At 61.6% G+C, this 20,639-nt stretch carries 19 protein-coding genes; 6 read left to right on the top strand and 13 right to left on the bottom strand.

From position 1 onward, the window contains the following. Positions 1–6: 6 nt before the first annotated feature. Positions 7–2,436 carry a methyl-accepting chemotaxis protein gene (locus tag LJF34_RS04100; RefSeq protein WP_231183435.1) on the bottom strand — a complete coding sequence of 810 codons (2,430 nt, stop codon included), beginning with the start codon at positions 2,434–2,436 and terminating at the stop codon, positions 7–9. Next, positions 2,436–3,647 carry an ABC transporter substrate-binding protein gene (locus tag LJF34_RS04095; RefSeq protein ID WP_231183434.1) on the bottom strand — a complete coding sequence of 404 codons (1,212 nt, stop codon included), beginning with the start codon at positions 3,645–3,647 and terminating at the stop codon, positions 2,436–2,438. The genes LJF34_RS04100 and LJF34_RS04095 overlap by 1 nt, the downstream gene beginning before the upstream one ends. Positions 3,648–3,854: 207 nt before the next feature. Here LJF34_RS04095 and LJF34_RS04090 point away from each other — a divergent pair, with 207 nt between their 5' ends. Then, complete coding sequence (locus tag LJF34_RS04090) at positions 3,855–4,229, top strand: secondary thiamine-phosphate synthase enzyme YjbQ (RefSeq protein ID WP_231183433.1); 375 nt, start codon at positions 3,855–3,857, stop codon at positions 4,227–4,229. Here LJF34_RS04090 and LJF34_RS04085 read toward each other — a convergent pair. The 5 genes from LJF34_RS04085 to LJF34_RS04065 all read right to left on the bottom strand — a co-directional run bounded on the left by LJF34_RS04085 (position 4,222) and on the right by LJF34_RS04065 (position 8,784). Next, the gene (locus tag LJF34_RS04085; RefSeq protein ID WP_231183432.1) at positions 4,222–4,497 is read right to left on the bottom strand and encodes a hypothetical protein; all 276 of its coding nucleotides are present in this window, start codon (positions 4,495–4,497) and stop codon (positions 4,222–4,224) included. The two genes, LJF34_RS04090 and LJF34_RS04085, sit on opposite strands and share 8 nt — an antisense overlap. 87 nt (positions 4,498–4,584) lie before the next feature. Continuing rightward, complete coding sequence (locus tag LJF34_RS04080; protein WP_231183431.1) at positions 4,585–6,144, bottom strand: solute carrier family 23 protein; 1,560 nt, start codon at positions 6,142–6,144, stop codon at positions 4,585–4,587. 72 nt (positions 6,145–6,216) lie between these two features. Next, positions 6,217–7,173 carry a carbohydrate kinase gene (locus tag LJF34_RS04075; RefSeq protein WP_231183430.1) on the bottom strand — a complete coding sequence of 319 codons (957 nt, stop codon included), beginning with the start codon at positions 7,171–7,173 and terminating at the stop codon, positions 6,217–6,219. A gap of 70 nt (positions 7,174–7,243) precedes the next feature. Continuing rightward, positions 7,244–8,014, bottom strand: a complete 771-nt coding sequence (locus LJF34_RS04070; protein WP_231183428.1) for a sugar phosphate isomerase/epimerase family protein — start codon at positions 8,012–8,014, stop codon at positions 7,244–7,246. A 74-nt stretch (positions 8,015–8,088) separates the two neighbouring features. Next, entirely contained in the window at positions 8,089–8,784 is a 696-nt protein-coding gene (locus tag LJF34_RS04065) for a hypothetical protein (RefSeq protein ID WP_231183426.1), read from the bottom strand. Between the two features lie 269 nt (positions 8,785–9,053). Between LJF34_RS04065 and LJF34_RS04060 the strand changes: the two genes are divergently transcribed. Then, positions 9,054–10,382 (top strand): APC family permease, encoded by a 1,329-nt coding sequence (locus LJF34_RS04060; RefSeq protein WP_231183424.1) that lies wholly within the window; start codon positions 9,054–9,056, stop codon positions 10,380–10,382. Between the two features lie 25 nt (positions 10,383–10,407). On the opposite strand, the gene LJF34_RS04055 is transcribed toward LJF34_RS04060, so the two are convergent. Beyond that, positions 10,408–11,622, bottom strand: a complete 1,215-nt coding sequence (locus tag LJF34_RS04055) for an orc1/cdc6 family replication initiation protein (RefSeq protein ID WP_231183422.1) — start codon at positions 11,620–11,622, stop codon at positions 10,408–10,410. Positions 11,623–12,557: 935 nt separating this feature from the next. Between LJF34_RS04055 and LJF34_RS04050 the strand changes: the two genes are divergently transcribed. Next, on the top strand, positions 12,558–12,860 hold the full coding sequence (locus tag LJF34_RS04050) for a hypothetical protein (RefSeq protein ID WP_231183420.1): 303 nt from the start codon (positions 12,558–12,560) through the stop codon (positions 12,858–12,860). A 586-nt stretch (positions 12,861–13,446) separates the two neighbouring features. Here LJF34_RS04050 and LJF34_RS04045 read toward each other — a convergent pair. Further along, positions 13,447–14,877 (bottom strand): aldehyde dehydrogenase family protein, encoded by a 1,431-nt coding sequence (locus LJF34_RS04045; protein ID WP_231183418.1) that lies wholly within the window; start codon positions 14,875–14,877, stop codon positions 13,447–13,449. Between the two features lie 216 nt (positions 14,878–15,093). On the opposite strand from LJF34_RS04045, the gene LJF34_RS04040 reads away from it, so the two are divergent. Next, positions 15,094–16,185 carry an NADH:flavin oxidoreductase/NADH oxidase gene (locus tag LJF34_RS04040; protein ID WP_231183416.1) on the top strand — a complete coding sequence of 364 codons (1,092 nt, stop codon included), beginning with the start codon at positions 15,094–15,096 and terminating at the stop codon, positions 16,183–16,185. 135 nt (positions 16,186–16,320) lie between these two features. Beyond that, the gene (locus LJF34_RS04035; RefSeq protein ID WP_231183414.1) at positions 16,321–16,917 is read left to right on the top strand and encodes a nitroreductase/quinone reductase family protein; all 597 of its coding nucleotides are present in this window, start codon (positions 16,321–16,323) and stop codon (positions 16,915–16,917) included. Positions 16,918–16,952: 35 nt separating this feature from the next. On the opposite strand, the gene LJF34_RS04030 is transcribed toward LJF34_RS04035, so the two are convergent. Both LJF34_RS04030 and LJF34_RS04025 read right to left on the bottom strand, forming a co-directional pair. Further along, positions 16,953–17,456 carry a hypothetical protein gene (locus tag LJF34_RS04030; RefSeq protein WP_231183412.1) on the bottom strand — a complete coding sequence of 168 codons (504 nt, stop codon included), beginning with the start codon at positions 17,454–17,456 and terminating at the stop codon, positions 16,953–16,955. Positions 17,457–17,512: 56 nt separating this feature from the next. After that, positions 17,513–18,739: a cytochrome P450 gene (locus LJF34_RS04025; RefSeq protein WP_231183411.1), complete on the bottom strand. Its 1,227-nt coding sequence runs from the start codon at positions 18,737–18,739 to the stop codon at positions 17,513–17,515. A gap of 221 nt (positions 18,740–18,960) precedes the next feature. Between LJF34_RS04025 and LJF34_RS04020 the strand changes: the two genes are divergently transcribed. Further along, positions 18,961–19,218: a hypothetical protein gene (locus tag LJF34_RS04020; protein WP_231183410.1), complete on the top strand. Its 258-nt coding sequence runs from the start codon at positions 18,961–18,963 to the stop codon at positions 19,216–19,218. Between the two features lie 151 nt (positions 19,219–19,369). On the opposite strand, the gene LJF34_RS04015 is transcribed toward LJF34_RS04020, so the two are convergent. Both LJF34_RS04015 and LJF34_RS04010 read right to left on the bottom strand, forming a co-directional pair. Further along, positions 19,370–19,789: a hypothetical protein gene (locus LJF34_RS04015; protein ID WP_231183409.1), complete on the bottom strand. Its 420-nt coding sequence runs from the start codon at positions 19,787–19,789 to the stop codon at positions 19,370–19,372. Further along, positions 19,782–20,072 (bottom strand): winged helix-turn-helix domain-containing protein, encoded by a 291-nt coding sequence (locus LJF34_RS04010; RefSeq protein WP_231183408.1) that lies wholly within the window; start codon positions 20,070–20,072, stop codon positions 19,782–19,784. Before LJF34_RS04010 ends, LJF34_RS04015 begins: the two co-directional genes overlap by 8 nt. Positions 20,073–20,639 lie beyond the last annotated feature (567 nt).

Raw genomic sequence — 20,639 nt, 5'->3', positions numbered from 1 at the left:
CCGAAGTCAGCGTCCGTCCTTCGAACCGTCGCGATGGCTGACCGTGAAATCGTCCACGGCGGCGGCCAGCGATTCGGCCTGTTCGGCGAGCGCATCGGCGCTCCGAGCGACTTCGCTGACCGAAGCGGTCTGTTCTTCGGCCGCAGCGGCCACGTCTTCGGCCTCCTCGGCCGTCTCGTCGCTGATTCTACTCACCTCGTCCACCGCGGTGACGACTTCCTCCGTCGTGGTCGCCTGCTCCGCGGTCACGTCGTTTATCTCCTCGATACCGCTCGTCGTCTCCTCGACGTTCGAAACGATGGCTTGGAGCGATTCCTGTGCGTCGCGCACCGTTTCGGACCCCTCGATGACCGCTTCGTGTGTCTCCCGGACGTCCGAGACGGTCACGTCTGCCTGTCCTTTCACCGTGTCGATGCGACGCTCGATGTCGACCACCGCTTCTTTCGTCTCGTTCGCCAGTTCCTTGACCTCGTCCGCGACGACTTCGAACCCTTCCGTGGACCCGTCCGCACTGGCCGCCTCGATGCTCGCATTCAGCGCGAGCATGTTCGTTTGGTCCGCGATTGAACGGATGAGTTCGACGACGTCGCCGATGCGGTCGATTTCGTCGGCCAAGTCCGTCACCTGTTCGACCGTCTCGTCCGTCCCCGATTCGATGGCGTCCATCTTCTCGATGGCGTCCGACGCCGCCTCCCGGCCGTCCTGTCCGAGTGCTTCCGTGTCGTGGGCCGCATCCGCAACTTGGTCCGCGGCGGCGGCGACTTCCTCGATGGTCGCCGAGAGTTCGCTCATCTCCCCGGCGGTCTCTTCGAGGCGTTCGGACTGTTCCACCGTCCCGGACGACATCACCTGCGTCGATTCGGTCACTTGCTCGCTCGCCCGCTCGATTTCGGCGGTACTCGCGGTGACTTCCTGACTCGCGGCCGCGACGTGCTCCGCGAACTCGTTCACGTCGCGTATCGTCGCTTCGAGTTCGGCGATCATCTCGTTGAATCCGCGCGCGATTTCCGTCATTGATTCCGTCGGGCTATCGGTCGCCATGCGCCGGGTGAGGTCGCCGTCCGCCGCTTCCTCCATCACGACGCTGAACTCCGCGGCCTTCCGCTCCAACGCCGCGTTGAGTTCCTCCGCTTCCGCCTGCGCCGCTTCCGCCTCGTCTTGTGCCATCTCGGCGTCCGCCTGTGCCTCCTCCGCTTCGGCGCGGGCCTGTTGGACGTCTTCGACCATCACCTGAAGGTCGTCGCGCATCTGTTCGAGGGCCTGACCGAACGACCCCGGAACGGATTCGTCGAACACCGGTGCGTCGAACTCCTGTCGCGCGAGGGCGTCGGCTTGGTCGGCGACCGTGTTCAGGTATCCGTGCATGGACTCGAACGACCCGTACAGTTCGCCCATCTCGTCCTGCCGACCCGTTTCCGGCAGTTCGGTGTCGAGTTCACCGGCCGCGATTCGGTCGGCCGTGCCGGAAACCGAGGAAAGGGATTTCGCGGTTCCGCGACCGATGGTCAGGCCGACGGCCGCGAGCGCGAGAACCGCCATCGATACGAGAATCGCGATGTTCCGCGTGACGTTCGTCTGCAGCGCGAACGCAGTCTCGTGGGGAACGTTGTACAGCAACACCCAGTCCGTACCGACGACCGGGGTGTAGGCCATCATCGTCGTCCCGTTTGCCCCGGACACTTGTTTGACATCGCTCTCGCCGGACAGTACGCGTTCGACGGTCGTTCCCACGCCGTTCGAGTAGGTGCTCATCAGTCCGACGTTTCGGTTGTCGAGGACGACGGTTCCGTCGCCGTCGATAACCGTGACGTCACCGGTCGTGGTCGGCGACGAAAGGACGTGGGAATGTTCGGCGAGGGACGCCGTAACGACGACCAGATGGTCGTCCTCGGTCGGCGTGACGAACGCGGCGACGGGGACGCCGTTCGTTTCGTACGGCGACGTTATCGTAACCCTGCCGGACGAGAGCGAGAGCGAATCGTTCTCCCACGCCGCGCCGGCCGGTGCCCCGCCGACCATCGAATCGGACGTGCTTGCGAGGACGATTCCGCTCCGTCGGTCCGCGTAATGGATCGCCTGCACGTCGTTCGGCATGTTGATCAACTGACGTTCAAGGAACGCCTGCCGTTCGTCGTTCGACTCGTTTCCTTCGAGCGACGAGGAGAGGAACTGCGTCGTCGACCGCTTCTGGTTCACCCACTCGTGGAGGGATTCCGCTTCGATGTTCGCGGCGCTTTGTAACTCCTCGCTCGTGTTCCGTTCGACGAGTCCCTTCGTGTCGAAGTGGATGAACGCCCCGACACCGCCGATGAGGACGAGGATGGCGAGCAACACGGTGCCGAATTTCGCCGCGTAGCTCCGTCTGATTCTACTCGGAACGAACCGCGCGAGACGTGCGCTGACCCGTGAACGCAAGGAGGTACTTCCGTCGGTCATTACGCCACCACCCCTCGGAAGAAGGACGCACGAAGCAGTTCCAGTTGGGTCATCCCGCCGCCGTCGACACGTTCGATGATGTACGCGTTGAGGGGTTCGAGGTTCTCGCTCAAATCGACCGAACTCGATGCGCCCTGATAGTTCATCGTACGGTCAGCGTCGAGAATCGTCCTCGCGCGTGCGAACTCGCCGACGGAAATCGTCTGACCCGTCCCGCCAGAAACGGAGACGAGGTTCTCGCTGATGGCGGTCCCGGTCGCGTTACCTGCCTGTTGTATCGCGAGTCCCAGCAGAAACATCGCGTCGTAGGCGTGCTGGGTGTACGGTGCGAGCGGCGTGATATCGTCCAGTTTCTGTCGGAGTTCGATGGCACCCGTGGTTTGTTCGGCCGCCACCGAGGCGCTGTACATTGCATCCATATGCGAGGGAATCTCGGCCGGAATGACGCCTTCGCTCAACACGAAGTCGCCGTCGTACGAACTCTTCGCGAGTCGTTCGAGGATTTTCGCGTTTCCGGGTTCGGTCACGAACGCCACCGCGTCCGGATCGGACTGTACCACCCTGTTTACGCGCCCGGGGTACGTCTCCCGCCCGGTCGGAAACGGGATGGTTTCGACCGTCGTTCCGATGGCGTTCTCGTCGATTATCTCCGCCAACCCCGTGCCGAAACTGTTGTCCACGTGGACGATGGCGACGGTTTCAGCCCCCACGTATCGGTCGCTGTTGAGTATCTTCGCCATCACGAGCGCTTGCTGAATGTCGTTTGCGGCGGTCCGAGCGAAGTACTTCGTCCCGTCTTTCATTCCCGCCGACGCGAGTGCCGGGTGCGTGCTCGATGGACTCACTCCGATGACCTCCCGTTTGGCGAGTCCGTCCGTAATCGCCATCGAGATGTCCGTGACCACCGGGCCGACGAGGCCGACGACGCCCAAATCGACGAGGGAGGCGAACGCCCTCTTCGCCACCTCCGGGTCGAGCGCGGTGTCCTCCACCGTGAGTTCCAGTTCGCGGCCGAGCGGACCCCCGGCGTCGTTGATGTCCGTGATTGCTTGCTCGATGGCGCGCTGATGGTGGTCCGCCACCGTTTTGAGGAAGCCGGACGCCGAAAGCGGTAGGAGGGCACCGATGTGAATCGGTTTCGTCTCGATTTCCCCACCGAGACATCCCGCGATGGCACTGGTTGCGGCGAGAGAACCACCGGAGAGACACATATATTCTCTCCTAGATAGGTAATCGTTCATATGTTATTGTGGATAGTGAAAACACGCATAGGAGTTTCGGTCCACGCACCAAATCTGATAATTGGGGCAAAATATTGACGTACACCTGTAGGAATTCACGTAAACTATCCGCTCCTCGCAATTATATTCCGGTTATGTTCCACGGGGAACTTAGTTCTCTGCCGTCGAAGCGAGACCATGGAGTTCGAAGTGGAAACCTCGAATCGCGTTGCTATCGTGGATATAACGGACACGGTGAGCGAAGCCGTTTCCGACTCCGCCGACACATGCACCGTCTTCGTTCCCCACACGACGGCCGGGGTCGTCGTCAACGAAAACGAACGCCTGCTGCGCTCGGACTTCAAAACCCTCCTGTCGCGCCTCGTTCCGCGGGGGGACGACTACGGACACGACCAACTAGATGGCAACGCCGACGCGCACCTCCGTGCGATGATACTCGGCGAACACGTCATCGTTCCCGTCGAGGACGGCGAACTGGCGCTCGGAACGTGGCAGTCCGTCCTCTTCGTGGACTGCGACGGGCCGCGAACGCGCCGAGTCGTGGTCAGATGAGGCGCGCACCGCAGTTGGAACATTCGACCTTCTTCTTTCCGGTGGCGGTTCGCTCGACGCCGAGCGACCCGTTCGAGTTGCAGTCCGGACAGACGCTCTTTCCGGTTTCGACGGCCTGATGCTGGGCCATCCACTTGAGGTTCTTCTCGACCGTTTGCAGTCGCTCCCTGGTTTCTTCGAGTTCCTCACGGAGCCGTTCCACTTCCGATCGGTAAGACGCTTCGTGAGGGGACGATTCCGTCGTGGACTCCGATTCATTCGTCGTCATGGGGGAATCAACACATGCGATGTGCTATCGTTCTTCACGACGGCGGGGAACAAAAGGTTGTGGGCGGTTTTTCGTGTACGTTTCGGGTTAGTCCGCCTTCGTGGGGTCCGGACGGTTCTCCGACCCGAAGCGTTCGAGGGCGCTCTGGAAGTCGCCTTCGTCCTCCGTAATCGTCTCCCACGCTTCGAGGCCGCGTTCCTCGCGGGTTCCCTCGATGGTATTGTCGAGGACGAACGCCACGAGGCCGCCGACGGCCATCCCGGTTCCGAGGACGACGTACAGCGTGTTCGAGACGATGTCGGAGCCGAGAACCGGGCCGACGACGGCCACGCTGTGCATTCCCTGTTGGAACAGTTCGGCACCGCTTTGCTCCACACCGGCACCGAGGTTCCCGATGTACGCCGGGATGGCGAGGCCGGAGAACGTGGCGAGGCCGACGATGAACAGGTTGCGCGAGGAGTCCAAATCCACGTACTTCAAGTTCGACAGGCCGACGGCGGCGATTTGGCCGAACATGGCGATGAACAGGCCGCCGACGATGGGACTCGGAATCGTCGCCACGAGTTGGCCGAAGTAGCCGACGAACCCGACGACGAGCATGACCACCGCGCCGATTTGGACGACGTAGCGCGAGGCGACGCCGGTCAGGCCGATGGCTCCGATGTTCTCGGAGTAGGAGGTGGAACCGTTGCCGGTTCCCATGAGTCCGGCGAAGACGCTGGCGAGGCCCTCCATTCCGATGCCGTGGTCGATGCGCTTTCTGCTCGGGGCACCGACGCCGGAGAGGCGCGCCACCGCGTGATAGTCACCGAAGCTCTCTACCATCGAGGCGATGACGCCCGCGAACATGCCGATGATGTACGGGAGCGTGAACCGCGGCATTCCCCACTGGAGCGGCATGACCGGTTGGAAGAGGTTCGCGTTGACGACGCTCATGTAATCGACGTAGCCGGGATTCGCGGGCGTGTAGAAACCGGCGTAGGACAACACGAACGCGATGGCCCACGCCGTCACGACGCCGAGGAGAACCGGAAAGAGGCGGAAAGCGCGATGGTTGTCGAGGTACTGCGAAAAGAGGACGATGAGACCGAGCGTGAGACCGACGAGCCACCAGTTCTGATCGGCGGCCGTTATCTGTGGAACGCTGAACAGCGAGAGGCCGATGAGCGCGATGGTCGGCGCGATGACGACGGGCGAGAGGTGCTTTTTCAGCCTCCCCATCAACCCGAGATAGCCGACCAACACCTCGACGGCGCTGGCCGCGATGACCGCGCCTTGCAGTTCGAGCAAGGTCACGCGCCACCCGGCACCGATGACGCCGATGATGGCCAGCGCGGGCGCGAGCATCGAGAACGTCGCTCCCTGTACGATGGGGTAGCGGTTGCCGAACGTCGTTTGTGCCAGCGTCGAGACCCCGGAGACGACGAAAAACGTCCCGATGAACTGGGCCGTCTGCGCCGGCGGCATCTTCATCGCGCCCGCCAACGCCAACGGCACCGCGATGTTCGCGCCGATCATCGTCAGGTAGTGCTGAAAGCCCAGCAGGACCGATTCGCTGACCGGTGGTTTGTCTTCGATACCGTACTCCACGAACGACGCCTCCTCCAGCGCCGCGTCCCCGTCCGTACCGCCTGTGCTCTCACTCATTCTCGGTGATTCTCTGTTCTTCGATTCCACGTTAAAGGCTTAAAAGTGGCGTTACGAATCCCGAAGTGAAAGTTACGTATCTCGTAATTCGTCGACCGCATCTCGGTCGGGGAGCGCCGTCATCGCACCCGGTTCGGTTGTCGTCAGGGCGGCAACGGCGTTGGCGAATCCGAGGACGGAGTCCAGGGACTTCCCGTCGGCCAACGCCGCCAACGCACCCGCGGTGAAGGCATCGCCCGCACCGGTCGTGTCCACGACGGACACGTCGTACCCGGAATGGCTCGCCGAACCCGCATTCCACGGGGCCTCGTCCGTCGCGTGTGCGTACGCTCCCTCTTCTCCCATCGTTAGCAGGCAGGTGTGCGGCCCGGTCTCGCACACGCTCGCCGCGAGTCGCGTCGTCTCCTCCGCGTCGAAACCGGCCATTTCGAGGTCCTCGGGCGTCGCTTTCACCACGTCGACGAAGCCGAACATCTCGTCCACCGCCTCCGCGAACCCGTCCTCCGGCCAGAGTTCCGGTCGCGCGTTCGGGTCGAAGACGACGGAACAGTCGGCCGCGCGGGCGCGTTCCACGAGGTCGAACGTCGCGGTCCGCGCCGGGTCGCTCGCCAACATCACGCCGCCCACGTACACCCATTCGAGTTCCGCGAGCGCCTCGTCCGGGACGCCGCCGGGTTCCAGTCGCGTGTCCGCTGTCCTGTCGCGGTAGAAGGTAAACGCCCGGTCGTTCGCCTCGTCGTGGGTCACGAACGCCAGCGTCGTCTTCGCGTCCGCGTCGCGCTCGACGAATCGGTCCGGCAAATCGGCATCGAGCGTCTCGGCTAGGAAATCGCCGAACGGGTCGCGCGCGATTCGGGTCCAGAACCACGGCGTCTCGTCCAGTCGGGAGAGCGCCACGGCGACGTTCGCGGGCGCGCCGCCGGGACGGCGCTCGAACGTCGGCACCTCCGAGAGCGGCCCGGGTCGCTCCGGCAGGAAATCTATCAGCGTCTCGCCCGAAACGAGAATCCGCGGTGTCGATTGCGTCATGATTTTCCGTGGGAGGGCGAGCAGGAAAGGATTTGCCTCCGCGGTTCGGTTCGTGGGTCATCGCCGTGCGTCACAGCAGTTCGTCAAGATACGCCTTGCTCGTCTCGATGTAGCCGTAATCGAGGGTGAACACTTCGAGCGAGAGCGTCCCCTCCCAGTCGTCGGGGAGCGCTTCGAAGATGGCACGAAAATCGAGCGTTCCCGCGCCGAACGGGAGATGTTCGTCCGACGGTCCGCGGGTATCGTTCAGGTGGAAGTGGGAGATTCGGTCGCCGTGTCGCCCGACGAACGCGGCGATGCCGTCGGAGTCCAATCCGTCGATTCGTGCGTGACCCGTATCGAGCGTCATTGACGCGTCCGTCTCCGCGAACAGGCGATCGAATTCGTGGGTCGAAATCCACCCGTCCGGGATGTTCTCGACGCAGAGTTCGAACCCGCGTTCGTCGGCGAACTCGTCGAGCGTCGTCACGGACTGGACGATGTTTTCTTGTATCTCCTCCTCGTCATAGGCGGGTCTCCACGCCTTGGAACTCGCGTGGACGACCCCTTTCATCGCGCCGAACGAACGCGCCGTCTCGATTGCCGCCTGTACTTCCCGAACCGCGCCCTCGCGGACGTGTTCGAATGGGGACCCGATATCCAACGCGAACGGCAGGTGGACCGCGAGGGAGAGACCACATTCTTCCGCCCGCGCTCGCATCGCGTCGGGGTCCACGCGGGTACGCTCGTTCGCGCCGTCCATCATCAACTCCACGTAGTCGAACCCGAGGTCCCCCGCCACCTCGAACGCTTCCTCGTACTCCATTCCCACCTGCGTGACGAACCCCGTCTTCGCGTTCATACCTCCAGTTAGATCGGCCGTCGGTTAGTTCTAGTTGCCGCTTCCGCGGAAAACGAGGAGGTCGCTACTTGCGGTCAGTTACCGTCGTTTCCACCGTGGTCACCGTTGTCCCCACTGTGGTCGCCGTTTCCACTGTGGTTACCGTTTCCGCCCATGTGGTCACCATTTCCACTGTGGTTACCGTTTCCGCCCATGTGGTCGCCGCTTCCACCGTTGGACCCTCCTTTGCCGCTCGTCTCCACCTTCCCTTTCATCGTCGTCGGATGGACCGTACAGATGTAGTGTTCGACGTCCTCCGTGGCGACGAACCGGAGCGTCTGGGTCGCGCCCTTTTTGCTGACGATTTTCGTCTTCGCGATGGCGTTGTTGGGCGGACTCGTGTTGCCGCCACCGTTCCCGCCGCCCATGTTGCCACCGCCGCCCATGTTTCCGCTGCCGTTCGTGTTCGTCTGAACGTTCGGGTAGATGACCTTCAGGTTCTTTCCGTCCGAGTTTTGGAGGGCGAAGTCGTGCGGTTGCCCGTCGAGGTTCTTCCACGTCACCTGATACGTCTGTCCGGTCTGTAGCGAGAGCGTGGGGTTCTTCTTCCCCTCGATGGAGTTCGGCGCTTGCCCTTGCCAGCCCTGCACGCGCCCGCCGAGTTGGAACGATTCGGACTGCGATCCCTTCTGCCGGGCGGACCCGATGGCCGTCATACCGACGAGCGTTCCGCCAGTCACTGTCAGAAACCGTCGTCGCGAATGCGCCTGTGTCTGTTGGTCGTCTCTCATCCCGAAAAGGCCTTGCCGAGAAGGCCGATAAACGACGGCCATCGTTCACCGCTTGAACGTCGCGAAGGCCGGGAATGAACCGCCTACTTTCGGTAGTAACCCAGACAACTCGATTTCCAACCGGGAAGGCGCTCGTTACCCGGTCGTTCCCTCGTTTCGGGAACCGCCCGTTCCGTACGTTTATCCGACCGACTCGCGGGTCGTCGATATCGTATGCGTTCTGATACTCGGGCGGTACTATTGAGACAGTGGAATACGATAGGTAATTTATGGCGTCCGAAAAGATCGGGTTGACCGAGTCGATATCGATGGCGGTCGGTGGGATGGTCGGCGGCGGTATTTTCGCCGTTCTGGGCGTCGTCGCGTCCGCTGCGGACACGCTCGCGTGGCTCGCGTTCATCGTCGCGGGAATCATCGCACTGGCGGCGGGGTACTCGTTCATCCGGCTCGGAGACCTCTCGAAGGATGACGACGATGGACCGCTCACCTACATCGAGCGGTTCACCGGGAGTACGAAATTGGCGGGAATGACCGGGTGGACGTTCGTCGTCGGGTACATCGGAACGATGGCGATGTACGCCTTCGCGTTCGGCGGCTACTTCACCGAACTCCTCGGCGTCAGGACGGTCGGCGGCGTTCCCGCCCGTCCGTTCATCTCGGCGCTCGTCATCGTCCTGTTCGTCGGTCTCAACGTCCTCGGCGCACACGCGTCGGGCCGAACCGAAGACGTGCTCGTCGGGTTGAAAGTGGCCATTCTCCTCGTGTTCGGTTTCGGCGGCATTTACTACGGATTCAAACACGGAAAACTTCGCTCCGGATTGGCCCAGTTCGGCGTCGGTCCCGTCATCGCAGCAGCCCTCTCGTTCGTCGCGTTCGAGGGCTGGGAACTCCTGTTGTTCGACCGCGACAGCATCAAAAATCCCGCCGAGACGATACGGAAGGCCATCTACATTTCAATCGTCGGCGTCACCGGCCTGTACATCATCGTCGCCGTCGTGACGACCGACCTCGTCTCGCCACAGGTCATCCAGCAGAACGCGGAAACCGCGTTGGCCGTCGCCGCGAGACCGTTCCTCGGGGAGGCCGGATTCGTCCTCATCTCCATCGCCGCGCTGTTTTCCACCGGGAGCGCGATCAACGCGACGCTGTTCAGTTCCTCCCGACTGCTAAACAAGATGGTGTCCGAGGACTACCTTCCCGCACAGGTGGGCGGCAACGGGGACGGCGAACCCGTCCGTGCGTTGGTGATCCTCGGTACCCTGACGGCGGCGTTCACCGTTCTCGGGAGTTTGGACGGGATCTCCTCGTTCGCCTCGCTCGCGTTCATCACCATCTTCGGCGCCGCGAGCTATTTGGCGTTCAGAAATCGGAGCGGCGACGACGTAAAAACGAGCGTCGTCCCCGCGGTCGGAACGGTCGGCGCGATAGCGACCATCGCGGCACTCCTCTGGCATCTCTACACGAGCGAAAACCCGGTTTTCTGGACGGTCGCTGGCATCACAGTTGCCGTCGTCGCCGCCGAGGTGCTCTACTTCGAACGAAAATCGATAGAGAACGGGGTGTCTTCGATGGAATCGGAACTCGAAGACATCGTGTGAGAGGTCGTATCCGTCGAACGCGAACTCAGACGTAGCCCTTGACGCTCGTGTGAACCCCCATGGCTTCGAGCGTCTCTTCGAGCGCGTCGAGGACCACGGCGAGGTCCTGTTGGAGCGCGTACTCCCGATACTTTCCACCGGCCGACCCCTCGTTTATTTCGGACACCGAGAGGATGCCGAGCATGGCGAGGTCGTCCAGATGTTCCCGAAGCCATCGAGCGGTCAGGGCTTCGCGCTGGGCCGTCACCGAGAGCGCTTTGTATCGGGAGTAGATTTCGCGCGACCGGGCGGGCGTCTCGCCTTCCGCTTCGAGCGTCGCGAGGGCGTAGACGACCAGTCGCTCGTGGTCGTTCAGGTCCGCGATGCCGCGGGCCACCTGCTCGCGTTCGAGGAGGTCACGGCCCCGGCGGACGTGTTCTTCGGACACCCGTTCCGCGTTCTCCTCGCGTGCGAGGTCCCCCGCCTTGAGGAGCAAGTCGAGGGCTTTTCGCGCGTCGCCGGACTCCTGCGCGCCGAACGCGGCACAGAGGGGAATCACGTCCTCGGTCAGCACGTCGTTTTTGAACGCGACTTCCCGCCGCTGGTCGAGGACGGCGCGGAGTTCGTTGGCGTCGTAGGTCGAAAAGGAGATGGAACGTTCACAGAGGGAGGAACGAACTTTCGGTGAGAGACCGTCGCGAAAGGTGAGGTCGTTGCTGATACCGATGAGGCCGATTCTGGCTTCCGTCAAGTTGCCGTTCTCGCGTGCGCGCGAAAGTTGATACAGGATGCTGTCGTCCTTGAGGTGGTCGATTTCGTCCAGTACGAGGAGGATGATGCCGCCGTGGCTGTCGAGTTCGTCCCACATCAACTCGTACACCTGCGAGCGCGAATAGCCGGTTTCGCTGATGCGGTTGGCGGGGTCACGAAGCGTGTTCACCAGATGGCTCGCCACGCGGTAACTGGAGTTGAGGCCGTCGCAGTTGACCAGTTCGGTGAAGATGTCGAGGTCGTCGTAGTCGTCGGCGTTGTTCTCCAGTTTGTCGAGCAGAAATCGCGTCGCCGCGGTTTTCCCCACACCGGCCTTCCCGTAGAGGAAGATGTTGTCCGGTTGTTCTCCGTAAATCGCGGGTTGAAGCGCCCCGTGGTACTCCTCCAACTCGGAATCACGGCCCACCAACGTATCGGGCGTATAATCGTCCAGCAGCGCCTCGCGATTTTTGTACGGAGAATGTTCGCGAACGAACTCGAATGTACCCATTGTTTTTTCGCAAACGGAGGAGTACCATAACGCTTCCGAACCACCCGTTCCTGTGATTCCTGAGTTTCATCTGTATCGGGGGTATCCCGCAAGAGTGTTCGAGACCGTCGGTTTCACGCCGTAGCTGCGAATTTGAACCGACCGGGAGTCACGATCTGGGCGGCGACACCGAGAGTTCCTCTGATTCCTCTGTTTCTTCTGTCTCGATTGTTTAAATACTACCCCCACCCCTCGATTCCGCTGAGTTGGTGGGAAATGGGTGGGTGGGGGGTGGAAGCGATTTCTAGAAAGGAAACGTTCAAGAGACGGCCAACACAACGATACCCGCAAACCGGTCAAAAAAGACTATTTCGACGAAATAGTCGCCGTAATATTCCCCACCGTTCGGCTTTCCAACCGATCGTGTTTTCTACCACCGACCTTTGAGCGCGGATACAGCGGAACAGAGGGGTGGGGGTCATCATAAATCAAACTGGACATCGGAAACAACGGAAACGCCACCACGCCAACCGACTCCACACGACTATAGAGAACAGGGGAACGGTAAGGCGGGGAAGAACTACCGTTCGAGTCGGTAATGCGCGGAGCAAGCGAGCCATTTCGAACAAAAGACAGCGGAACGGCGGTGTATGTCCTATGTCAATCAGTGGCGTGGGACGAAGCGTGCATTCACCCCGTGTGAGCCACGTGGAGTATTCGGACAACGGTTCCCGAGCGTACCGACCGGCATTCCATACCGACCGACATTTCACACTGATCGATATCTCACACCGACCGGCGTTCCGCATTCATTCGTGGATTCCTTTCGACGGAGTGTAACTAACGACGACTATCATAATAACAGAGGAACGACGGGGTACTGAAACAAACTCACCACCTTTCAAAAGTTTTCATCCTACTCGATTACCCACGGGAATACCAAAAACAGCGGAACGATGGGGTGGTTTGACCGCTCCGGCGGCACGCACGTCCCCTGCGAGGAATCCGGCGACCGATGCGAACAGCGGAACGGCGGGGTCCCGCGGGTGACGGGTTTCACGATCGACGTCGTTTCACGACCGGCAGAACTCTACCACTCGGTTGTGGTCGCGAGCGATCACCCCACGGTCGTGAATTCGGCGGGTCGTCCTTCGTCGTTCGAAGATATCGACGTCCTCTCTCGAAGATGTACGTTCCATCATGAAATCGGATTTTTTCTCGAAAAGAACAAGAAACAGCGGAACGACGGTGGTGAGTAAACCCCGCGGATCCGACGTACTGAAAGACAGCGGAACGGCGGGGTTCGAACGAAGAACGGGTCCCCGTCCCGAAAATCCCAAACACGTAATAAACCGGCATCGTAGCGTGAAAAAGGAGTTCGTACCGATCACGACTCGGCGAAACCGCAGACCACTTCTCGACCGTCCGGCCCGTCAGACACAGAGGAACGACGGGGTACGTCGGTATGGAACCGTGTGATAGAAACCATGGGACAGAAACCATGGGACAGAAACCACGAGACAGAGATCATGGGACAGAAACCACGAGACAGAGATCATGGGACAGAAACCACGAGACAGAGATCATGGGACAGAAACCACGAGACAGAGATCATGGGACAGAAACCACGAGACAGAGATCATGGGACAGAAACCACGAGACAGAGATCATGGGACAGAAACCACGAGACAGAGATCATGGGACAGAAACCACGAGACAGAGATCATGGGACAGAAACCACGAGACAGGAACCACGAGACAGAAACCATGACGGAGCGATGAAAAACCAACCTGAACGGATCCACTGCTGACGAATCGGACGACAAAAGTTGGAAAGAGTTCGACTTACAGGATGATGCTCTTCTGCCGAACCATCTCCTCGATGGTCAGGTGGAGACCCTGCCGACCGATTCCCGAGCCCTTGTTGCCGCCGAACGGGATGTCTCCCAGTCCGTGGCTCGGCGCGCCGTTGATGCGAACCGCGCCGGCGTCGAGTTTGTCGGCCATCCGGCGTGCGCGGTCGTAGTCGTCCGTGAAGACGGCGGCGTCGAGCGCCAAATCGCCGCCGTTCGAGATTTCGAGGGCTTCCTCCTCGGTTTCGAAGGTCGTCACCGCCGCGACAGGGCCGAACTGTTCCTCGTGAATGATTCGGGCGTCGTGCGGGACGTTCGCCAACAGCGTCGGTTCGAAGAACTGCCCGTCGCGGTCGCCGCCGCGAACCAAGTCGGCACCCTTCTCCACCGCGTCTTCGACGAGTTCCTCGACCCATTCGGCTTGGTCTTCACTGATGAGGGGACCCATCTGCGTGTCCTCGTCGAAGAGGTCGCCGACGGTCCAGTCGTCCATGGCGGCGTCGATTCGGTCGACGACTTCGTCGTGGACGCTCCCGTGGGCGAGTACCCTGCTGACGGCGGAACACCGCTGACCGGCGTATTTGAACGAGCCTTTCGTGCAGGCACCGGCGACCTCCGAGAGGTCCGCGTCCGGGAAGATGACGGCGGGCGCGTTGCCGCCGAGTTCCATGTGCAGATTGACCATGCCGCTCTTGTGCGCGACGTGTTTCCCGGCCGCGCTGCTGCCGGTCATGGTTATCATGTTGATGCGGTCGTCGCCGACGAGCAGATCCCCGATTTCGCTGCCGCGACCCGGCGTGAAGTTGAACGCCCCTTTCGGGAGTCCGACCTCGGAAATCACCTCGGCGAGGATAGCCGCACTCACCGGCGTCTTGCTGGCTGGTTTGAGGATGACGCAGTTACCCGCCGCGAGCGCCGGAGCGACCTCCAGCGCGGTCGTCGCGAGGGGGTAGTTGTACGGCGTAATCGCCAGAATGGTTCCCACGGGTTCGGGCTTGAGGATGGCCTCCCATCCCTCGTGGCCGCTCGTCGTCCCTTGGCGGAACTCGCCCTGCAGTTCGTGGGCCTCCTCGGCCGCGCGGCGGAACCGCTCGGATGCGCTTTCGACTTCGCCGCGCGCGCTCGAAATCGGCTTTCCGGCCTCCCGAACGATGACCTCGGCCAACTCCTCTTTGCGTTCGAGGAGTCCGTCCGCGATGTCTTCCATCCACTGGGCGCGCTGGGGGATGGTCGTCTCGCGCATGGCTGACTCCGCTCGCTCCGTCGCAGCGAGTGCGTTGTCCGCCTGTTCGGCATCCGCGGCGGCGACTTCGGCGAAGACGCCACCGTCGGCGAGGTCGGTCACGTCGAGCGTGCCGTCGGTGTCTAGCCACTCGCCATCGATGTAGAGTTGTTCCCGTCGATGGATCGGTTTCTGTGACATGGTTCTACCTTGGGACTCAGTAGGTAAATTATTTACTCACAACCGGATTAATGACATATGTTGTCTTTTACCACGCTCTGGGCCGAACAGTATCGGCAATGATCGCCGTTACCGCGGGAAATGGTATCAAACCGATCAGATATCGTCCGTCCGAAAGAATCGGCAAATCCGGCGGCGTTTGTAGCTGTTTTTGGCGTCGAATCCCAACGAAGGACGATGACCGACGACCTGTTCAGTAGTATCTCGTTTCGGGAGTCGACGGCGCGGAACCGCGTGATGGTCTCGCCGATGTGCCAGTACTCCTGTGACGGCGACGGAGTAGCAACCGAGTGGCATCGGGTTCACCTCGGAAGCCGTGCCACCGGCGGCGCTGGCATCGTGATGGCCGAAGCGACCGCCGTCGAACCGCGAGGCCGAATCTCACCTGACGACCTCGGCATCTGGAGCGACGAACACGCGGACGCGCTCGCTCCGATCACCCGGTTCATCAGGGACCGCGGCGCGCTCCCCGCGATCCAACTCGCCCACGCGGGTCGAAAGGCCAGCAAGACCAGTCCCTGGGACGGCAACCGACCGCTCCAACCCGACGAACGCGGATGGGAGGTCATTGCCCCGAGCGCGAACCCGTGGCCCTACGACGAAACGCCGCCCGAACTCCGCGAGATGACCAAAGACGACATCGCCGCGTTAGTTGACGACTTCGCGGCGGCGGCCGAGCGCTCGCTCGACGCCGGGTTCGAAATCGCCGAAGTCCACGCCGCACACGGCTATCTCCTCCACGAATTCCTCTCCCCCGTAACGAACGACCGCGAGGACGAGTACGGTGGCAGTCTGGAGAACCGAACCCGAATCGTTCGAGAAGTAACCGAGGCGGTCCGCGAGGTGTGGCCCGACGACAAACCGGTCTTCGTTCGCATCTCCGCCACCGATTGGCTTCCCGACCGCGAGTCGTGGACCGTCGACGATTCGGTGATTCTCGCCGACCAACTCGCCGACGCCGGTGCCGACCTCATCGACGTGAGCGCCGGTGGACTTCACCCCGACCAGCGGATTCCGAACCCGGGACCGAACTACCAAGTCCCGTTCGCGGAGCGAATCCGTGAGGAGACCGATGCGCGCGTCGGCGCGGTCGGCGGCATCACGGAACCGGCGCAGGCCGACGCACTCATCCGCAACGGACGCGCCGACCTCGCGATCATCGGCCGCGAACACCTCCGCGACCCGTACTTCACGCTCCACGCCGCCGCGGAACTCGACGCGGAAGAGCGCATCGAATGGCCGATACAGTATCGCCGCGCGGTCCAGTGACATAGGGCTTCGACATCTCCGTCTGACTGTCCATCGACACCTCCGTCTGACGGTCCATTTATGCCGTTTCTTGTCCATCTATCAGTATGGCACTCAGTCGCACGCACGGCGTCCGAGGAGGGAGGGAAAACGACCATGCCGACTGACGATGCGACCGACCGGGACGGCCGCGGGTCGTCGGTCGAAATCAGGACCATGCCGGCACCGTTTTTCATCGCCGAGAAGTACGTGGCCAACCCCGTCCTGCGGCGGCTCCTGCGCTCGAAGCTCCACTGGCTCGTGAGCAACCGACTCATGCTCCTGTCCTACGTCGGACGACGGTCGGGGACGCGGTACGCGACACCCGTCGCCTACGACCGGCGCGAGGACGTCCTCGTCGCCACTACGCTCCGTCATCACAGCAACTGGTGGAAGAACTTCCGCGAGGAACATCCGGCGACCGTCTGGCTGCGAGGCGTTCGCAGAAAAACGACCGGGCTCGCCACGACGAACGCGCGCGAAATCGCGGAGTTCGTGCGAAGTTCCCTCGTCCGCTACGGCGTCGAACGGGCGCGGTGGCTCGGATTGAACGTCGAGGGCGAGGACCCGCCGTCCGTCGAGGAACTCGAAACGGTCGCGGACGAACTCGTCGTCGTTCGGTTCTCGGTCGACGACCTCGAACCGGTGTTTCAGCCGCTCCACATCAAAGAAGAGGAGTTCTCGAACCGCTTCGGCACCGAGTTGCCGTCGTAGTTCGACGTTCCTCGAATCCTTCGATCGCCCCTCGATCACTCGTAACGGCTATCCTCCCGGATGTTCTCGGGTATCTCGTCGTCACGGCCGTTGTACTGGTCGCCGAACGTCTCCACGACGTCGCGCTCGGTCCCCCATTCGACGTAGTAGTCGTCGAGGATACCCGCCACCGTCTCCCCGAGGTCGTCCATCTCCTCGTTGATTGCCGAGACAGTGGACCACGAGTCGAGGTCCGCGTAGCGGCGACGCTCCTCCCAGTCGTCCGGAATCTCCGGCGCTTCGTATTCGACTTCCTCCATCTCCGGGTTCCAGTAGAAATCGAACTCCTCGATGAGTCCGAGGTCGAGGGCGACGCGATACGCGTCGTCCGAGAGCGCGGTTTCGTCCGCCCACGTCTCGAACCCCTCCTCCCACGCGTTCTCCACGCCGTCCAAATAGGTCTGTAAGTCGGCCCGCTTGTCGACGTCGGATTCGTACTGGTCGTCCCGCGTCTCCTCGTAGATCGTCGGCGCGGCGGGAATGTCCACATCGAGGCTCATACAGCTAGAGACGCGTCGCACGAGAATAAGCTCTGTAGCCCCGAAGAGGCCCCGTCTCACTCGCGGTCGAACCGAATCGGGAGCGAATCGACGCCGTAGATGAACGAACTCCGCGTCGGTTCGAGCGTCGTCTCGGGAATCGTCACGTTCGACACGCGCGAGAGGAGTTCCGAGAGCGCGACTTTGGCTTCGAGGCGGGCCAGCGGCGCGCCCAAACAGTAGTGGGTTCCGTAGCCGAAGCCGAAATGCTGATTCGGGGTGCGGTCGGCGCGGAACTCGTCCGCGTCGTCGAACTGCCGTTCGTCGCGGTTCCCGGAGCCGAGCCAAACGACGATTCGGTCGCCCTCCTCGATGGTCTCGCCGTGAATCGTCACGTCCTCCATCGCGACCCGGGTCATCGCCTGCACGGGCGAGCGGTAGCGAAGCACCTCCTCGATTGCGGTGGTGAGCGCCCGGTCATCTCCCGCCAGTTCCTCGAAGGCGTCGTCCTCGTCGAAACAGCGCATCGCGTTCGTGATGAGGTTCGTCGTCGTGATGTTCCCGGCGACGAGCAGGAGGATGCACGTCCCGAGGATTTCGCGATGGTCGAGGGGTTCGCCGTCGATTTCGGCGGTAACGAGCGTGGAAATCAGGTCGTCCCGAGGGTTCTCGCGCCGGTCTTCCATCAGTTGGACGAAGTAGAACGCCATCTCCTGGCGCATCTCGTCCTGCCGTTCGTAGAACTCCTCCGTGTTCTCGTCCTCGCTCGCGGCGGAGACGATGGCGTCCGACCACTGCTTGAACTGCTCGCGGTCCTCCGGCGGGACGCCCAACAGTTCGGCGATGACGATGACGGGAAGCGGGTACGCGAACTCCTCCACGAGGTCGATTTCGCCCCCGTTGTCGAGGATGTCGTCCAACAGCTCCGTCGTCAACTCGCGGATACGTGGCTCCAGTTCCCGAATCGTACGGGGACTGAACTCCTCGTCTACGACACCTCGGAGTTCGTCGTGTCGCGGCGGGTCCTGCATGAGCATCGTATCGAGCATGACGCCCGCCTCCTCGCCTTCCGGTTCCTGAAATCCGTCCGCGTTCCGCGGACTCACGGAAAAGCGCTCGTCGTCGTCCAACATCTCCTTCACGTCGTCGTATCGGAACACGTCCCACACCCCCCGCGTCGGGTCGTACCGAACCGGTGCCTGCTCGCGCATCTCCCGGTACCAGTCGAACGGTTCCAGCCACGCCTTTCGTTCGGACAGTTCGTCGGGGAACGCCTGCAATCCCTGTGGGTTGGAGGAACTCATCCCTATAAACTGATGGGCACGTACGCATCAGCGTTTTCCCTCTCGGATCGGAAAACCGGTTCAAAATGATGCAGAAATCGGTAAGAAACCGAATTTGGGTCCGATCCGTACCGATTCGTGTCCGATATCCCGTACAATCCCGTGCAATCTCGGACAATCGATTTACGGTGCCCACCCATCGATGAATTCGGAGGCATACCCGAAACGATGGTCGAATCCCGATGGTTATCGTCGCAAACCCGCCACCTATGTCGTTCCTGTCGTTCCGGGTGGAATCCACTTCGAACATCCTCGTAGTACCGAACCATGCCTGCCGACAGTACCGAGCGTCGGACCGATGCACGACCCGAACCCCGTTCGTCACGGTACCCGACGTTGCACCGTCGCTACCCGTTCATCTTCCGTACTGTCCCGGATGGTTCCCGTTCGATACGGGATTCCGCGCCTCCAATCCACTCGTCGCCGATTCGCTTGGATGAGCTCGAATACGGACGACGTTGCGGCTACTGACTCCTTTTTCGCATCCGACGCCGAGAACGGCGTGTAACGACCGTCATCTGTCGCCTACCGTTACCGACCGTCGCCGACAGTTACTGACTGTCGCCGACCGTCACAAACCTCTACCGGCCGTCACTTGTAGCTCTGATAGAGGAGAATTATCACCGAGACGCTGGCGAACATGTCCGGGAGGAACGTGAACGGACCGAGTCCACCGGGCGGATTGAAGCCGAACAGGAGCGCGATTAGCGGGTTCGCCGTGAGCGCGTACAGCGTCAACGAGACGGTGAACAGGAGGAGGCTCATCGTGAACCGGTTCGGCAGATTCCGGTAGATGCGGGCGTACGTCGTGAGGAGGACGAGCAGCAGGACGCTCGTGAACGTGGAGAAGAACACCTTCACCTGCAAGAGCTCTGCCAAGGGTGGAGGACCTCTCCCCGGCGGTGGACGGTGGAAGATGTAGTTCGGGAGGAGCACTGCGGCGAGCGCTGCGACGGCGAGGGAGCCGAGCGCGAGTATCGCCGTTCGAACGAGCGCGTGATCGTTATTCATCGTCGTCGAGGGATGCCTGTTCGGCGATTTCGTCCAGCAGGTCGAGGTTCGAATCCATTCGGTCGGTGAGAAAGTACATCTTTCCGTACTCGTCGCCCGTCGTCGTCAGCACGTCGTTTTCTTCGAGCATTTCGAGGTGGTGTTGAACGGTTTTGTAGTTCAGGTCCAGTTCGTTCGAGAGTTGGTTCGTGTTCATCGGCCGTCGGTTCAGGGCTCGAACGATACGAAGTCGGTTTTTCCCACCCTGTGTGCCGCCGATGAGCCACCACAGTAACTGCCTCATCGATTCGTTCGTCTGCCGACTCCTGTGGTACTCATGCGTTGCATCGGTAGCGGATTCCGAAATTCGATATAATCTCGCGCTGTCGTTTACTTCCATCTTTCTACTCGGCTAGACGTTGCCCACGTCGGGACTCGTTTCCACACCGACCACCGGTCCCGAAGCGGCCGTCGGACGTACTTTCGGGCGCGACTAGCGGAATCGCGTCGCTATATCTACTCGTAGTTACCGGAGAGATGGCGCATAAGCGTTCGCCGATATCGCGGGAAGATCGCTCACAAGTGAGGGGAAAATCGGACCCAAATTCGATTCGATGGATGCCGACACCGACGACTGCTCTCCGTTACCATCCGTTCGGCATCCGTTCCCGAACACTCGATGGCATCGACCGGAACGGCGTTCTGTGCCGAATTTGTGCCTCATTTCCGAGGGAAATATCCGAGAGTTCGGCAATCGAATATAGTCCTGCGGAGAGCAGACGCCTCCGAAGACAGCTATGATCCGAACATCATCCGGCGAACGGTTTGCGAACCGATCCCGCCACACCCGAACTGGAGGAACGTTCAGTCG

It is taken from the genome of Haladaptatus sp. DYF46, from assembly GCF_021083305.1.
Classification (GTDB): domain Archaea; phylum Halobacteriota; class Halobacteria; order Halobacteriales; family Haladaptataceae; genus Haladaptatus.
The sequence above is the reverse complement of the archived record's forward strand: the minus strand, read 5'-3'. Positions and strand labels throughout refer to the sequence as shown.

Coding starts and splice junctions, on each gene's coding strand:
- LJF34_RS04095 (WP_231183434.1), bottom strand. CDS start 3,647: ATGTGTCTCTCCGGTGGTTCTCTCGCCGCAACCAGTGCCATCGCGGGA.
- LJF34_RS04035 (WP_231183414.1), top strand. CDS start 16,321: ATGCCGACTGACGATGCGACCGACCGGGACGGCCGCGGGTCGTCGGTC.
- LJF34_RS04020 (WP_231183410.1), top strand. CDS start 18,961: ATGGTTATCGTCGCAAACCCGCCACCTATGTCGTTCCTGTCGTTCCGG.
- LJF34_RS04040 (WP_231183416.1), top strand. CDS start 15,094: ATGACCGACGACCTGTTCAGTAGTATCTCGTTTCGGGAGTCGACGGCG.
- LJF34_RS04045 (WP_231183418.1), bottom strand. CDS start 14,877: ATGTCACAGAAACCGATCCATCGACGGGAACAACTCTACATCGATGGC.
- LJF34_RS04100 (WP_231183435.1), bottom strand. CDS start 2,436: ATGACCGACGGAAGTACCTCCTTGCGTTCACGGGTCAGCGCACGTCTC.
- LJF34_RS04080 (WP_231183431.1), bottom strand. CDS start 6,144: ATGAGTGAGAGCACAGGCGGTACGGACGGGGACGCGGCGCTGGAGGAG.
- LJF34_RS04025 (WP_231183411.1), bottom strand. CDS start 18,739: ATGAGTTCCTCCAACCCACAGGGATTGCAGGCGTTCCCCGACGAACTG.
- LJF34_RS04065 (WP_231183426.1), bottom strand. CDS start 8,784: ATGAGAGACGACCAACAGACACAGGCGCATTCGCGACGACGGTTTCTG.
- LJF34_RS04075 (WP_231183430.1), bottom strand. CDS start 7,173: ATGACGCAATCGACACCGCGGATTCTCGTTTCGGGCGAGACGCTGATA.
- LJF34_RS04010 (WP_231183408.1), bottom strand. CDS start 20,072: ATGAGGCAGTTACTGTGGTGGCTCATCGGCGGCACACAGGGTGGGAAA.
- LJF34_RS04055 (WP_231183422.1), bottom strand. CDS start 11,622: ATGGGTACATTCGAGTTCGTTCGCGAACATTCTCCGTACAAAAATCGC.
- LJF34_RS04085 (WP_231183432.1), bottom strand. CDS start 4,497: ATGACGACGAATGAATCGGAGTCCACGACGGAATCGTCCCCTCACGAA.
- LJF34_RS04090 (WP_231183433.1), top strand. CDS start 3,855: ATGGAGTTCGAAGTGGAAACCTCGAATCGCGTTGCTATCGTGGATATA.
- LJF34_RS04050 (WP_231183420.1), top strand. CDS start 12,558: ATGGGGTGGTTTGACCGCTCCGGCGGCACGCACGTCCCCTGCGAGGAA.
- LJF34_RS04015 (WP_231183409.1), bottom strand. CDS start 19,789: ATGAATAACGATCACGCGCTCGTTCGAACGGCGATACTCGCGCTCGGC.
- LJF34_RS04060 (WP_231183424.1), top strand. CDS start 9,054: ATGGCGTCCGAAAAGATCGGGTTGACCGAGTCGATATCGATGGCGGTC.
- LJF34_RS04070 (WP_231183428.1), bottom strand. CDS start 8,014: ATGAACGCGAAGACGGGGTTCGTCACGCAGGTGGGAATGGAGTACGAG.
- LJF34_RS04030 (WP_231183412.1), bottom strand. CDS start 17,456: ATGAGCCTCGATGTGGACATTCCCGCCGCGCCGACGATCTACGAGGAG.